15 protein-coding genes are annotated in these 14,008 nt (G+C 67.6%); 4 read left to right on the top strand and 11 right to left on the bottom strand.

The window, feature by feature from the left end; all coding sequences use genetic code 11:
• Positions 1 to 16: 16 nt before the first annotated feature.
• A complete protein-coding gene (locus tag CGUA_RS02910; protein WP_290197551.1) occupies positions 17 to 412 on the top strand; it encodes a hypothetical protein in 396 nt (131 codons plus the stop codon).
• Here the strand turns inward: CGUA_RS02910 and CGUA_RS02905 are convergent.
• Positions 398 to 1,036, bottom strand: coding sequence for a response regulator (locus CGUA_RS02905; protein ID WP_290197549.1), 639 nt, complete (start codon positions 1,034 to 1,036; stop codon positions 398 to 400). The two genes, CGUA_RS02910 and CGUA_RS02905, sit on opposite strands and share 15 nt — an antisense overlap.
• Positions 1,030 to 2,139 carry an ATP-binding protein gene (locus CGUA_RS02900; protein WP_290197547.1) on the bottom strand — a complete coding sequence of 370 codons (1,110 nt, stop codon included), beginning with the start codon at positions 2,137 to 2,139 and terminating at the stop codon, positions 1,030 to 1,032. Before CGUA_RS02900 ends, CGUA_RS02905 begins: the two co-directional genes overlap by 7 nt.
• 111 nt (positions 2,140 to 2,250) lie before the next feature.
• Here CGUA_RS02900 and CGUA_RS02895 point away from each other — a divergent pair, with 111 nt between their 5' ends.
• Positions 2,251 to 3,303, top strand: coding sequence for a PspC domain-containing protein (locus tag CGUA_RS02895; protein WP_290197545.1), 1,053 nt, complete (start codon positions 2,251 to 2,253; stop codon positions 3,301 to 3,303).
• On the opposite strand, the gene guaA is transcribed toward CGUA_RS02895, so the two are convergent.
• The 6 genes from guaA to guaB form a co-directional block, all read right to left on the bottom strand.
• Positions 3,287 to 4,825 carry a glutamine-hydrolyzing GMP synthase gene (guaA, locus tag CGUA_RS02890; protein WP_374725020.1) on the bottom strand — a complete coding sequence of 513 codons (1,539 nt, stop codon included), beginning with the start codon at positions 4,823 to 4,825 and terminating at the stop codon, positions 3,287 to 3,289. The two genes, CGUA_RS02895 and guaA, sit on opposite strands and share 17 nt — an antisense overlap.
• Positions 4,826 to 4,889: 64 nt before the next feature.
• Positions 4,890 to 5,384 (bottom strand): hypothetical protein, encoded by a 495-nt coding sequence (locus CGUA_RS02885; RefSeq protein ID WP_290197543.1) that lies wholly within the window; start codon positions 5,382 to 5,384, stop codon positions 4,890 to 4,892.
• 86 nt (positions 5,385 to 5,470) lie between these two features.
• Positions 5,471 to 6,580, bottom strand: a complete 1,110-nt coding sequence (locus CGUA_RS02880; RefSeq protein ID WP_290197541.1) for a GuaB3 family IMP dehydrogenase-related protein — start codon at positions 6,578 to 6,580, stop codon at positions 5,471 to 5,473.
• 46 nt (positions 6,581 to 6,626) lie between these two features.
• Complete coding sequence (locus CGUA_RS02875) at positions 6,627 to 7,313, bottom strand: hypothetical protein (RefSeq protein ID WP_290197538.1); 687 nt, start codon at positions 7,311 to 7,313, stop codon at positions 6,627 to 6,629.
• Positions 7,310 to 8,059, bottom strand: coding sequence for a DUF2339 domain-containing protein (locus CGUA_RS02870; RefSeq protein ID WP_290197536.1), 750 nt, complete (start codon positions 8,057 to 8,059; stop codon positions 7,310 to 7,312). Before CGUA_RS02870 ends, CGUA_RS02875 begins: the two co-directional genes overlap by 4 nt.
• A 115-nt stretch (positions 8,060 to 8,174) precedes the next feature.
• A complete protein-coding gene (guaB, locus tag CGUA_RS02865) occupies positions 8,175 to 9,698 on the bottom strand; it encodes an IMP dehydrogenase (RefSeq protein ID WP_290197533.1) in 1,524 nt (507 codons plus the stop codon).
• 126 nt (positions 9,699 to 9,824) lie between these two features.
• Between guaB and CGUA_RS02860 the strand changes: the two genes are divergently transcribed.
• Positions 9,825 to 10,196: a DUF5319 domain-containing protein gene (locus tag CGUA_RS02860; RefSeq protein ID WP_290197531.1), complete on the top strand. Its 372-nt coding sequence runs from the start codon at positions 9,825 to 9,827 to the stop codon at positions 10,194 to 10,196.
• A gap of 53 nt (positions 10,197 to 10,249) precedes the next feature.
• Here CGUA_RS02860 and CGUA_RS02855 read toward each other — a convergent pair whose 3' ends face one another.
• The gene (locus CGUA_RS02855; protein WP_290197529.1) at positions 10,250 to 11,047 is read right to left on the bottom strand and encodes a hypothetical protein; all 798 of its coding nucleotides are present in this window, start codon (positions 11,045 to 11,047) and stop codon (positions 10,250 to 10,252) included.
• On the bottom strand, positions 11,044 to 11,616 hold the full coding sequence (locus tag CGUA_RS02850) for a sigma-70 family RNA polymerase sigma factor (RefSeq protein ID WP_290197527.1): 573 nt from the start codon (positions 11,614 to 11,616) through the stop codon (positions 11,044 to 11,046). The genes CGUA_RS02855 and CGUA_RS02850 overlap by 4 nt, the downstream gene beginning before the upstream one ends.
• A gap of 393 nt (positions 11,617 to 12,009) precedes the next feature.
• Here CGUA_RS02850 and CGUA_RS02845 point away from each other — a divergent pair, with 393 nt between their 5' ends.
• On the top strand, positions 12,010 to 12,309 hold the full coding sequence (locus CGUA_RS02845; RefSeq protein ID WP_290197525.1) for a WhiB family transcriptional regulator: 300 nt from the start codon (positions 12,010 to 12,012) through the stop codon (positions 12,307 to 12,309).
• Between the two features lie 76 nt (positions 12,310 to 12,385).
• On the opposite strand, the gene groL is transcribed toward CGUA_RS02845, so the two are convergent.
• Positions 12,386 to 14,005 carry a chaperonin GroEL gene (gene groL / locus CGUA_RS02840; RefSeq protein ID WP_290197523.1) on the bottom strand — a complete coding sequence of 540 codons (1,620 nt, stop codon included), beginning with the start codon at positions 14,003 to 14,005 and terminating at the stop codon, positions 12,386 to 12,388.
• Positions 14,006 to 14,008 lie beyond the last annotated feature (3 nt).

The raw sequence follows: 14,008 nt of genomic DNA, 5'->3' as shown, positions 1-14,008 counted from the left end.
GATAGCGTTAACCAGCATGGATGCCTACGCGAACATGCGCATGAACCACACCCCCATCCCGACCCCGCCCGGAGTCCGATTCGGCGCGTCGGCTCTGGCGGGTCTGTCCCTCGCGTTCTTCTGGTCCGCGCTGGGCCTCTTCACCGCTCTCGGCCTTGGCGTTCTCGCGGCGCTGGCCGCCGTCCTGCTGGTCTTCGCCCACCCCTACCGCCGGAAAATGAAGGCGTACGCGGAGACGACGCCGGGCGTCGCCCAGCTGATTCCGCTGATGATCTGGTGGGCGCTGGCCATGCTCACGCCCGTCATCCATCTGCCGTGGTGGGGCGCCGCGCTCGCGGGCCTGCTCACCATGGCCGTGGCCTACTGGATTTTCCCGCACGCGGACGGGACGAGGAAACTAGCCTTCGCCTAACCCCTGCTGGTGCGCCCAACGGGTCAGCTGATGCCGGTTGGACTGCTGCGTCTTGCGCAGAATGTTCGAGGCGTGCGTCTCGACCGTCTTGATGGAGATGAACAGCTGGGCGCCGATCTCCCGGTAGGTGTAGCCGCGCGCCAGCAGCCGCAGCACCTCCAGCTCACGCCGGGTCAGGGCGTCGACCGCCGGGTCCCGCTCGGCTTCCTCCTCCTCCACCACCGCACCGGCGAAGGCGTCGAGGACGAAGCCCGCCAGGCGGGGAGAGAAGTAGGCGTCGCCGTCGTTGACCCGTGAGACGGCCTCCGCCAGCTCCCCTGCCTCGATCGACTTCGTGACATAACCGCGGGCGCCGGCCCGGATGATCGCGATGACGTCCTCGGCCGCATCCGACACGCTCAGGGCAAGGTAGGTCTGCTCCGGCACCGCTTTGATCACGGCCAGGCCGCCCCCCTCGGGCATGTGGACGTCAAGGAGCACGACGTCGGGGTTCGTCTCGGCGATGCCGCGCACGGCCATGTCCACGCTCCCCGCCTCGCCGACGACCTTCACCCGGCCGTCGAGCTCGGAGCGTACGCCCGCACGGAACACAGAGTGGTCGTCAACCAGGAACACCGTCACCATGTCCTCAGAATAACCTCTGTCCCCTCCCCCGGCGTGGAATTGATCGCGACCGTCCCGCCTGCCTTCTCCACGCGCGCGACGATCGAGTCCCTGATCCCGTGCCGATCCTCCGGAATGTCCTCCGGGTCAAAACCGCGGCCCCGGTCGCGCACAAAAATCTCCAGGCCGTCGAAAGCCTCCGCATACACATCCAGCTTGTCGACGCCCGCGTGTTTCGCCGCATTCACCATCGCCTCCCGGGCAGCGAAAATCAACGATTGGGTGCCCTCCGTCAACGGGGCATCCGTCCCCACGGTCACCGGCGCAATGCGGACGCCGTACATGTCCTCCACTTCCCCGCTGGCCTTCTCAATGGCGGCGAAGACCGTCAGATCCAGGGAATCACTCGGCTCGAACAACCAGGTGCGCAGCTCCCGCTCCTGGGAACGGGCCAGACGGACGACCTCCTCCGGCTGCTCGGAACGCTTCTGGATGAGCGCCAGGGTCTGCAGCACGGAATCATGCAGGCGCGAGGCGATCTGCTCCCGTTCCTCCGTCGCGGCCTTCTCCGCCAGGGAGTCCCGGACCCGGACCATCACCGGCACCGCGAACACCGCCACGCCGGCCAGGGTGAACCCCACCGCCAGCAGTGACCCGAAGAAGTCCTGCGGGGAACCGATCGCCAGACCGGAGAGCAGGCCGACGATCACCAGCACCGCACCCCCGATGATGGAGTACGTACGGGCGCGGGTGCCGGCGTCGAAGCCCCGCCAGACCAGGTAGGCGCCGACGCCGGCGACGATGAGCGCGATGAACAGCCCCACCGGCGCGCCGGAGAGCGTGAGCGACGCCAGGCCGGCGACGACCACCGCCAGAGCGACCAGGAGATAATTCATCGACCTCGACAACGACCGCCTCTCCGGGGGCGGGTCCACCTCCCCGGGGCGGGAAAACACCCAGAGCGCGGCGTAGGCCAGCAAACCCATCCCGGACAAGGCGCTGAGCAGAACGAACGCGAGGCGCACGTAGAGGACGTCGACGCGGAGGTGACTGGCGAGACCAGACGCCACGCCCGCGACCACGACACGGTCCTTCGGGCGCGCGTAAACCGGATAAGCCTTCATGCCTGTCAGTCTCCCAGGGAAAAGCCCAGGCGCCATCCGGGCAGACCCTGATCTTTGAAATCAGGGGGAATCCCGATACTTCTTCCCGCAGGTAGTGCGCACAATGAAGACATGAGCACCCTCAACGACATGTGGGCCACCCGCCCTCCCCGCATCCCCGAAAACCAGGGCGGCAACGCCAAAGTGGCCGGCGTCTGTGAAGGCATCGGCGTTCGTTATCAAATCGACCCGACCATCGTCCGTATCGCCTTCGTCGTCGCCACCCTGTCCGTCGGCGGCGGCATCGCGGCCTACCTGCTCGCCTGGGGGTTCATGCCCCGCTACGGCATGAAGACCTCCCCCATCGAAGCCTGCTTCAGACGTTCCGAAGACCTTGACCCCGTGGAAAAGAAGGAACGCCCCACCGGCTGGTGGCTGATGATCGGCTTCATCTTCTTCTCCGGCTTCCTGTTCTCCATGGGCAGCGTCGGTTCCACCACCCTGATCGCGCTCCTGCTGCTCGCGGCGGCCTGGTTCGCTCTCCACCACCGTCTGCCCGTCCCACCGGAGGGCGTCGTGGCGCAGAACGTGCCCGCGACCGCGGCCTCGGGTCCGGTGGATCTGAGCGCCTACTCTTTCCCGGAGGGCTACGAGCAGAAGCAGACTCCGCCGTCCTGGGACCCGCTGGGGACGGCCCCCTTCGCCTGGGATCTGCCGGATCCGCCGGCGCGCGAAACCCCGAAGAAAAGGAAGCCGCGCATCTGGCCCTGGCTCATCGGCGGCTTCGCCGTGGTCCTCATGCTGGGCGCGACGGTCCTCGCCTGGGTTGACGGCAGAAACGGGCTCGTCTACGTCGATGACGCAGCCATGGGTGACGTCACCAGGACGGTGCAGGACGAGTCCCAGCTCGCCGACGCCTACGAGGCCAGCATCGGCAACATCGACCTCGACCTTTCTGATCTTCCCCGGCTCGAGGAGGACCACCGCGTGAAGGTCGCCACCTCACTGGGCGACATCGACGTCACCCTGCCGGAGGACGTTCCGGTGGAGCTGACGTGCGACACCGCCCTCGGCACCAGCAACTGCACGCCAGGGTCCTACAACGACGACGCCGCCGGCCGAACCCTCACACTTCACATTGAGAATTCGATCGGCGACGTCGAGGTGCTTACTCCCACTCGATAGTTCCCGGCGGCTTGGAGGTCACATCGAGGACGACTCGGTTGACCTCCTTGACCTCGTTGGTGATGCGGGTGGAGATCTTCTCCAGCACGTCGTAGGGGATGCGGGACCAGTCGGCGGTCATCGCGTCCTCGGAACTCACCGGGCGCAGCACGATCGGGTGGCCGTAGGTGCGGCCGTCGCCCTGGACGCCGACGGAGCGGACGTCGGCCAGCAGCACGACCGGGCACTGCCAGATCTCATCGTCGAGACCGGCCCTGGTCAGCTCCTCGCGGGCGATGTAGTCGGCGTCGCGCAGGATGTCGAGACGCTCCTCGGTGACCTCGCCGATGATGCGGATGCCCAGACCGGGGCCCGGGAACGGCTGGCGGCCGACGATGACCTCCGGCAGGCCCAGCTCGCGGCCGACGGCGCGGACCTCGTCCTTGAACAGCAGGCGCAGCGGCTCAACCAGCTTGAACTCGACGTCGTCCGGCAGGCCGCCGACGTTGTGGTGACTCTTGATGTTGGCGGTGCCGGAGCCCTCCCCGGACTCGACGACGTCCGGATACAGGGTGCCCTGGACCAGGAACTCCACGTCGTGGCCCTCCATGGCCTGGGCCACGGCCCGTTCGAAGGAGCGGATGAACTCGGCGCCGATGGCCTTGCGCTTGGCCTCCGGCTCGGTCACGCCGGCAAGCTTGGACAGGAAGGCGTCGGCCTCGTGGACGGTGATGAGCTTGGCGCCGGTGGCCTCGACGAAGTCCTTCTCCACCTGCTCGCGCTCGTACTTGCGCAGCAGACCATGGTCGACGAAGACACAGGTCAGACGGTCGCCGATGGCACGCTGCACGATGGCCGCGGCCACCGCAGAATCGACGCCGCCGGAGAGGCCGCAGATGGCGTGGCCGTCGCCGACCTGCTCCTTGACGTCATTGATGAGCTTCTCGGCGATGTTCTCGGCGGTCCAGGTCGGCTGCAGGCCCGCGACGCCGTGCAGGAAGCGCTCCAGGACGGCCTGCCCCTCCGGGGAATGGCCGACCTCGGGGTGGTACTGCACGCCGGCCATCTTCTTCCCGACGTTCTCGAACGCGGCGACCGGGGCGCCCGGGCTGGAGGCGGTGACGGTGAAGCCCTCCGGCGCCTTGGTGACCGAATCGGAGTGCGACATCCAGACGGTGTTGGTCTCACCCTCGTGCAGCTGGCCACCTTCCACCGACATTTCGGTGCGGCCGTACTCACGGACGCCGGTCGGCTCGACGGTGCCGCCCAGGGCGTTGGCCATGGTCTGGAAGCCGTAGCAGATTCCGAACACCGGAACACCGAGCTCGAACACGGCCGGGTCGAGCTTCGGGGCGTCCTCGGCGTAGACCGAGGAGGGGCCGCCGGAGAGCACCAGGGCGGCCGGGTTCTTGGCCTTGATCTCTTCAGCGCTCGCGGTGTGCGGAATGACTTCCGAATACAGGTTGGCCTCACGCACACGACGCGCGATGAGCTGGGCGTACTGAGCGCCGAAATCGACGACAAGAACTGGTTGAATACTCACGAGGGTGATCCTATCAAGTACCCCGGCCAATAACCTTGCTCCGCTGGTCAGCGAGCGAGGAGGCCTAGCGCTGCAGTGCCCCCGAAAGGGAGGACAGCTCGGCCAGCGCCCGGGTCGCGGAGACGTGCGCCTCACGGACCCTGTCCACCAGAGGACCGATCTGCCCCGTGCTGGTCTCGGTGAGCCAGTCGTCGATGAGCTGCCGGGGCACCTCCATGATCGCCGACACACTCGTCACCTTCTGCGCCACCCGGCGCGACAGGGACTGCTGCTTGTCGACGCGCCGGTCCTTCTCCTCCGGGGTGGCTGCGGCGACCTGCTGCGTGGCGTCGTCAAGCTCGGCGAGCAGGTCCGCCAGCTGATCAATATGCTCCTCGACGATCCCGTGCATGGAAACCCAGGCCTGCAGTGGCGCAAGCAGCAGGGTCCGGGCCGGACCCTCGACATCGAGGGCGCTCATCTCGGCGTCGACGTCGGCGGCCACCGAGGCCTCGTGGTCGAGCTGCGCAGTGGCGGAACGCATCCGCTCGATGATGGTCGAAATCTCTGACTGGGCCATAAGGAATCCATAACGTCTGGTGCAGGGACGGTGGCCCACCCTACCCGAGAGGCCCACCAGGACCGGCGGGCATCGACCGGCGTGGATTAGTTGACTGTGAGATCGACCTTCTGGAAGGACTTCAGGTCGGTGTATCCGCACTTGGCCATCGCCCGGCTCAGGCCGCCGATGATGTTGTGGCCGCCCCAGGGGTCGGTGGCCGGGCCCTTGAGGAGGACCTCCAGGCTGACCTTCTCCTCGAAGAGCTGCTCGACCTCGCCGCGAGGGAAGCGCGGGTGGGCGGCGGAGGACTGCCAGTAGTAGCCGGCGGCCGCGGCTTCCTCGGCGGCCGCGAGCGGGTAGCCGAGCATGACGGCGTCGGCGCCGCAGGCGATGGCCTTGGCGACGTGACCGGAGGTGTAGATGTCACCGTCGGCGATCACGTGAACGTAGCGGCCGCCCGTCTCGTCCATGTACTCGCGACGCACGGCGGCGGCGTCGGCGATGGCGGTCGCCATCGGGGTCTCGATGCCCAGCGCCGGGCCGGATGAGTTGAATCCGCCGCCGATGATGATGCCCGCCGCCCCGGTGCGCATCAGGTGCATCGCGGTGGAGGCGTCGGAGACGCCGCCGGCGATGACCGGAACCTCGAGCGAGCCGATGAACTCCTTGAGGTTGATCGGATCGCCGTCGCTGGCGACGTGCTCGGCGGAGATGATGGTGCCCTGGATGAACAGCAGCTCGGTACCCGCCTTGACGACGTCCGGAGCCAGCTCGCGGGCACGCTGCGGGGAGACCCGGACGGCGACGGTGGCGCCGGAGTCCCGGATCTCCTGGATACGCTCGGTCAGCAGGCCCAGGTCGATCGGCGCCGCGTGCAGCTCCTGCAGCACCTTGGTGGCGTTGCCGCCGGCGGTCTTGGCCTCGATGACCTTGCGCACGGCCGCGTCCAGGTCCTCGTGACGACCGATGAGGCCCTCGGCGTTGATCACGCCGAGGCCACCCTGCGCGTGCATCTCCTTGACGAACTCGACGCCGGCCAGGGCGTCGGTCGGATGGTTGGCCACCGGAATATCGAAACTGTAGGCGTCGATGTTCCAGGTGGTGTCCACGTCCTTGGAGGAGCGGGTACGGCGAGACGGGACGATGGAGACGTCGTCCAGCTGCCAGGTCCTGCGGGCCTCGCGGCCCATCCCGATTTCAACGTAGTCGCGCATGTGGTGTGATGCTCCCTATCCTCACAAGTGATGTCGGTGCTTCACATTACCGCACCGTCCGGACACGCCCGGCAGCCGCCGCGTCCCGGTAGAGCAGGACCGTGCCGACGATGCCCAGCACCCAGCCCAGGTAGTACGGTGCCGCCACCAGGAGCCCCGCCCCCGGTTCGCTCCCGAAGCGCCCGACCCCGGCCATCGCCAGCCAGTAGTTGACCATGATCATCATCCCGCCCACCGCTGAGACGCCCAGCGCCCACGTCAGCAGGACCCGACGCCGACCACCGAGAACGTGGGCGGCAAGCGCCATCAACGCGACGCCCCAGGGCAGCATCTGCGGGAACAGGCCGATGACGAGGCCCACAGTACCGACGATCATCAGTGGTCTGGCCAGCCGCAGACGGTCCTGCGTCCGCGCGAGCTCCCGGTAGAGGCGCACGAGCGCGAGAGCTCCCAGTACCCCGCCGACGAGGTGGAGGACGACCACGGGCAGCAGCCACCACGACGGACCGGCAGGAACACCGCCGAGGAGGCTCAGCCCGACGATCGTCGCCGAGCCGGTCGCGACCAGAACCAGCGAACCGGCGAACATCCCCCGGGTCCGGCTTCGGACGCGGTAGGCCGCGACGGTGAGGATCAGCAGCCCGACGACGGCGAGCGCCGGCCAGGTGACAGGCGCCACGGCCCCCAGCGCGAGGAGGGTGACGCCGACGATCAACAGCGAGTGGGTGCTCATACCGTCTGCCCCGCCTGCTCGCTCGGCGCACGCCTGGCGCCGAGCAACTCCCGGTACAGCCCCACGGCGCCGATAATCCCCAGGACCCAGCCCAGGTAGTACGGAATCGCCGCCGGGGCGATCCGCCAGAAGACCGGTTCCATCCCCGGGCCGGGGGCACGGCCCTGGGACACCGCCCACCAGAAGATGATCAGCACCAGCAGGGTCCCCACCACGGAGAGACCCAAGGCCCACGCCAGCACCCGCCGGTGGCGACTGCGGTAGAGAAACGCGGCCAGGGCGGCTAACGCCACTCCCCAGGGGCCGAGCCGCGGCCCGAGGACTCCGAGCACCAGCCCGGCGGTGCCGAGCACCAGCAGGGGCCAGACCCAGCGGGAACGCCCGCTCGGCCTCGCGCCTTCAGCCAGTTCCCGGTAGAGGCGCACGGTGGCGATGACGCCCAACCCCCAGCCGAGGACATAGGGGACGACGATGGGCAGCAACCACCACAGGGAACGGCCGGTGTCGCCCCCGACGCCACCGAGAAAGCTGACGCCGAAAAGCGCGCCGACGCTCAGCACCGCCACGCCGAGCGCCCAAGTGAACAGGCCCCGCTGCCGACTGGAGGCGATCCAGGCGGCGAGCGTATTGAGGATCAGCCCGGCCACGATGAGCACCGAGCCCTCCAGCGGATCAATCGTTCCGATCACGAGACCGAGGGTGCCTACGGCGAGCAGCACGTTCACCCAGATCATGCGAGCGGTCATACCGGACACCTCCCTGTAGTTCCCAGTTTCCTCCGTTGCACAGCGGATTGTCCATACCTTCAGGATCACAAAAGGACCGCCCCCGAGGGAGCGGTCCTGACGTGCAGACCGGCGCCTACTTCTTGCCGTAGTTCGGTGCCTCGACGGTCTGGGTGATGTCGTGCGGGTGGGACTCGCGCAGGCCCGCACCGGTGATCTCGACGAACTGCTTGGTCTGCAGCTCCTCGACGGTGGCTGAACCGGTGTAGCCCATGGCCGCGCGCAGGCCGCCGATGATCTGGTGGGTGAGCTTGTCCAGCTCACCGCGGTAAGGAACACGCCCCTCGATGCCCTCCGGCACCAGCTTGTCCTCGCTGCGGACGTCGGCCTGGAAGTAGCGGTCCTTGGAGAAGGAGCGCTTCTCGCCGCTCAGGCCACGGCCCTGCATGGCGCCCATGGAGCCCATGCCGCGGTAGCGCTTGTAGCGCTGCCCGCCGACGACGACGATCTCACCCGGGGTGGCGTCGGTGCCGGCGAGCATGGAGCCGAGCATGACGGTGCCGGCGCCGGCGGCCAGGGCCTTGGCGACGTCACCGGAGTGCTGCATGCCGCCATCGGCGATGATCGGGACGCCGGCGGCCTTGGCCGGGACAGCGGCCTCGAGGATGGAGGTGATCTGCGGGGAGCCGACGCCGGCCACGACGCGCGTGGTGCAGATGGAGCCCGGTCCGATGCCGACCTTGATGCCGTCGGCGCCCGCCTCGACCATTGCGGCCGCCGCCTCGCGGGTGGCCAGGTTGCCGCCGATGACGTCGACGCGGTCGCCGAAGTCCTTCTTGATGCGGGCGACCATCTCCAGCACACGGTTGTTGTGGGCGTGGGCGGAGTCGACGACCAGGACGTCGACGCCGGCGTCGACCAGCTGGCCCGCGCGGTCGTAGGCGTCCTCGCCGGTGCCGACGCCGGCGGCGGAGAGCAGACGACCGTGAGAGTCCTTGGAGGAGTTCGGGTACTGCTCGGTCTTGACGAAGTCCTTGACGGTGATCAGGCCCTTGAGCGTGCCGGCGTTGTCCACGATCGGCAGTTTCTCGATCTTGTGCTTGCCCAGCAGACCGAGGGCCTCCTCCTTGGAGACGCCCTCCTGCGCGACGACCAGCGGCATCGGGGTCATGACGTCGGAGACCAGGCGGGTCGGATCGGACTCGAAGCGCATGTCGCGGTTGGTGATGATGCCGATGAGCTTGTCGTCGGCGTCGACGACCGGCAGACCGGAAATACGGAAGCGACCGCAGAGCTCGTCGACCTCGCCGATCGTCATGTCTGCGGTCGCGGTGACCGGGTTGTCCACCATGCCGGACTCGGAGCGCTTGACGATCTCCACCTGACCGGCCTGCTCCTCGGCGGAGAGGTTGCGGTGGAGAACGCCGATGCCGCCCAGGCGGGCCATGGCGACGGCCATGCGGGCCTCGGTCACCGTGTCCATCGCGGCGGAGGCGATCGGCATGCCCAGGCGGATGTTGCGGGTGAACTGTCCGGAGGTGTCCACCTCGGACGGGACGATATGAGACTCGGCGGGCAGGAGAAGCACGTCGTCGAAGGTCAGACCGCGCAGGGCCACCTTGCTCGGATCGTCTCCACCAAAGTTGTGGGTTGCGGTCATGTCTTTCCTCCTGGGGTAACGCTGTGGCTCGAGCTGTCCTGGGACGTCAATGATTCATCTACCATAGTCCTTCCACCCCCGTCGGGTGAATTGCCTGGGACAGCACTCCACAATAGGGTGACCAGTGTGAACTACGACGCGATGATGCCCCGAGACCCGTTCGCGGACGATCCGAACGACCCCGCGTCCTTCCTCGATCCGGAGGAGCCGGCTCCCCCGCTCGAGAACGACGAGCGCGCCGCCATCGTGGAGGACCTGCGCCTGGTCCGCGAATGCCAGGCCAAGCTGACCCCGCGCGGCATGCGCGGAATCCTCTTCCTCTGCGAGGACTGCGACGAGTGGCACTACTACGACTGGGAGATCATGGCCGCCAACATGCAGGCCACCCTCGACGGCAAACTCGCCGCCGTGCATGAGCCCAGCGCCGAGCCCGACGTCCACGCCTATGTTCCCTGGGATTACGCGCTCGGGTACCTCGACGGCATGGAGGCCCGCTAGGAAAATGAAAGACTCCGCGCAGATTCCGGATCTGCGCGGAGTCGTTCGTTTTCCTACTGCTGGACCTGCGGCGGCGTCAGGTCGCCGACGGTGGGTGCCTGGTCGACGACGCTCGGCACCTCCGAGGTAACGTCCGTCAGCGGGTTCTGGCGGATGGGGGCGGGTTCAGTCACGGTGACCACGGCCGTCTGGGTGACGACGCTGGACCGGGTCTGGGTCTGGGTCTCGGTCACCGTGACGGGCGCCGCCGACGTGCTGACGACGGTGGTCGCGGTCGGCGCCTCAGAGGCCGCCGGCGCGCTGGACGCGGTCGTGGTCTCCGTGACAGTGACGGTTTCCGTCGCCGGCGCGGCGGCATTCTCGGGGACCGGGGCGACGTTCTGGCTCCCCAGCTGACGGACCAGGCCACGGGCCTCGCTGACGAGGTTGCGGGTCGCGTCCATGTCGCCCTCGGCGGCCCGATGCTCCAGCTCGTCGAGGGTGCTCGCCAGCTCGACGACGGTGGGGTCGCTGTCGTCGTTGAGGGGCGGCAGCAGCACCGCGCCAGCGCCGGCGATGACGACGGTCGCCGCCGCCGCGCCGATCAGACCGTGCAGCCAGGGGCGGGGTGCACGGCCCGTCCGCATCGGAATGACGGTCGCCTCCGAATCGTCCGCGCCCTCCACCACCGGGGTCGGCGGCACGTTCGCGTGGACGTCGTCGCGGAGCTCCAGCAGAAGCGCGGCGAGGTCGTCCTCGCCGTCGGTCGGATCGATGCCGCGGGAAAGGTCGGTGATGAACGCGTCATCATCAACCAGCGGCGCCAGCTGACGCGTCACGTCGTTGTCTGGGCGTGCGTTACGCTCCGTCACTGTTCGACTCCTTGTTGCTCCAGGGTTTTACGCAGGGACGCCAGGGCCCGGTGCTGGGCCACCCGAACCGCCCCAGGCGTGCTCGAGACCATCCGGGCGGTTTCCTCTGCCGACAGGCCAACGTAGATTCGGAGAATCAGAATTTCGCGGGCCTTCTCACTGAGTGAATCGAGAAGTGCGCGCGCTCTGTTACTTCCATCCATGACCAGCACGGATTCCTCGGGGGTGTTCTGCTCGTCCACCGAGTCCGGAACCTCCTCCGTGGGCGCCGACTGATCCCGCGCCATGGCGCGGTGGGCGTCCGCCACCTTGTTGAAGGCGATTCCGTAGACGTACGCCATGAAGGGCTTGCCCTTGTCGACGTACTTGTCGATCGACTGGGAGACCGCCAGGCACACCTCCTGGGCCACGTCCTCCGGCGTCGGGGACTTGCCCCCGCCGATGCGGGCACGCGCATAGCGCAGGACCGGCGGGTAGATCACGCGGATGATTCCCTGGAGCGCCCTGCGGTCACCCCGCTTCGCGTCGGGGACGAGCACGGCCAGCTCATCGTCGATCGAGTCGCTCACGTGCCGCCCGTCCTCTCATCCCTGGTTTCTGCGCTGCCGGCCGCGGTTGGTGATGGCGACCCGTCAAAATAAAGGCCGCCCACAGGGTGACATGGACGACCGCGCTCAAGCCGACCCCCGATCTTACCCTCTTTGGCTGGCGGCCATCTCCACGAGGGGCCAACGTCGCCGTGGATAAAAGTTCACTCACCTTTAACCTTCGGCGAAAAGCCAGCTCATGCCCATCCATCTCCCCGGAAACCTCAAGATGCCACCATGCGGACATTTTTCGTACACCTGAAATTCATTGTCATCTACCACACTCCCTCCTGCGGCGCTCGGCGAGAAGGCACTCCCTGCCACGGATTCACCAGATTCGGTCGCGCGCAAACTTTCAGAAGGAGAAATAAGAGAATGTCTCAACCGCACCTGCTCCCGGGACCGAACGCTGATTTCTGGGACTGGCAGCTGCACGGCACGTGCCGCGGCGAAGAGTCCGACGTCTTCTACCACCCGGACGGCGAGCGCGGCCGTGCGCGCGCCCAGCGCGAGAACCGCGCCAAGGCCATCTGCCACACCTGCCCGGTGATCGAGCAGTGCCGTACCCATGCGCTCAACGTCGCCGAGCCCTACGGCATCTGGGGCGGCTTGTCGGAGTCCGAGCGCGCCACCGTCCTGCGCAACCGCACCAAGCGAGTCCGCGTCAAGGCCTGACCTCCGGGCCGGCACGCGGAAAAAGAGGAATCCGCCGGTATCAGCAGATACCGGCGGATTTTTCGTGCCCAGCTAACTAGTGGTGGTGTCCGTGGACACCGTGGGCGGCCTCATTGGGGTCAGCCGGCTTTTCGACGACGGACGCCTCGGTCGTCAGCACCATGCGGGCGACGGAGGTGGCGTTGACGACGGCGGACAGCGTCACCTTGACCGGGTCGATGACGCCGGCCTCGATGAGGTTGCCGTACTCGCCGGTGGCGGCGTTGAAGCCCTCGGCGTTCGGCAGATCGCGGACCTTGGCGACGACGACGGAACCGTCGACGCCCGCGTTCTCCGCAATCCAGAAGGCCGGCTTGGTCAGTGCCCGGGACAGGGCCAGGATGCCGGTCTGCGCGTCACCGGTGAAGTCCTCGGCGTAGGCCTCGAGCTCCTTGGAGATCTGCACCAGTGCGGAACCACCGCCGGCGATGATGCCCTCCTCCACGGCCGCGCGGGCCGCGTTGATGGCGTCCTCGACACGGAGCTTGCGCTCGTTGACCTCGGTCTCGGTGGCGGCTCCGACCTTGATGACGGCGACGCCGCCGGACAGCTTGGCCAGACGCTCCTCGGCCTTCTCCTTGTCCCAGGTAGAGTCGGTGGAGGCGATCTCGCGACGGATTTCCTCGCGACGCGCCTCCACCTCCTCGGCGGTGCCGGCGCCGTCGACGATGACGGTGTCATCCTTGGTGACGGTCACGCGGCGCGCGGAGCCCAGCACCTCAAGGCCGGCGGTCTTCAGGTCGATGCCGACCTCCGGGTCCACGACGGTTGCGGCGGTGACCACAGCCAGGTCGTCCATGAACGCCTTGCGGCGCTCACCGAAGTACGGGGACTTCACGGCGACGACCTTGAGGGTGCCGCGGATGGTGTTGACGACCAGCGTCTGCAGCGGCTCGCCCTCGATGTCCTCGGCGATGATGAGGATCGGGTTCGACGCGGAGACCATCTTCTCCAGCAGCGGCAGGAAGTCCGGCAGCGAGGAGATCTTGTTGCGCACCAGCAGCACCACCGGGTTCTCCAGCACGGCCTGCTGGGAGTCCTGGTCGGTGATGAAGTACGGGGACAGGAAGCCCTTTTCGAAGGACAGGCCCTCGGTGACGTCGACGTAGGAGTCGATCGTCTGGGATTCCTCGACGGTCAGGACGCCGTCCTGACCGACCTTGTCCATCGCGCCGGCGATGACCTCGCCCACCTCCGCGTCACGGGAGGAGACGGTGGCCACGTTGGCGACGTCGGCGGAGGAGTTGACCGGGGTCGCACGGGACTTGAGCAGTTCGGCGGCCTTCTCCGAGCCGGCCAGGATACCCCGGTTCAGCTCGACCGGGTTGGCGCCGGCCGCCACGTTGCGCAGCCCCTCACGGATGAGCGCCTGGGCCAGCAGGGTGGCGGTGGTGGTGCCGTCACCGGCGATGTCGTTGGTCTTGACGGCGACGGACTTCACCAGCTGAGCACCGAGATCCTCGAAAGGATCCTCGAGCTCGATCTCGCGGGCGATGGTCACGCCGTCGTTGGTAACCTGCGGGCCACCGAATGCCTTGTCGAGAACGACGTTGCGGCCCTTCGGGCCGAGGGTGACCTTCACGGCGTCGGCAAGCGTGTCCACACCTCGCTGGATGCCCTCGCGGGCCTCCTGGTCAAATGCAATGAGCTTTGCCATTAA

Source organism: Corynebacterium guangdongense (assembly GCF_030408915.1).
Taxonomy (GTDB): Bacteria; Actinomycetota; Actinomycetes; order Mycobacteriales; family Mycobacteriaceae; genus Corynebacterium; species Corynebacterium guangdongense.
Note: the sequence above shows the minus strand (reverse complement) of the source record. Positions and strands in the feature narration are given on the sequence as shown.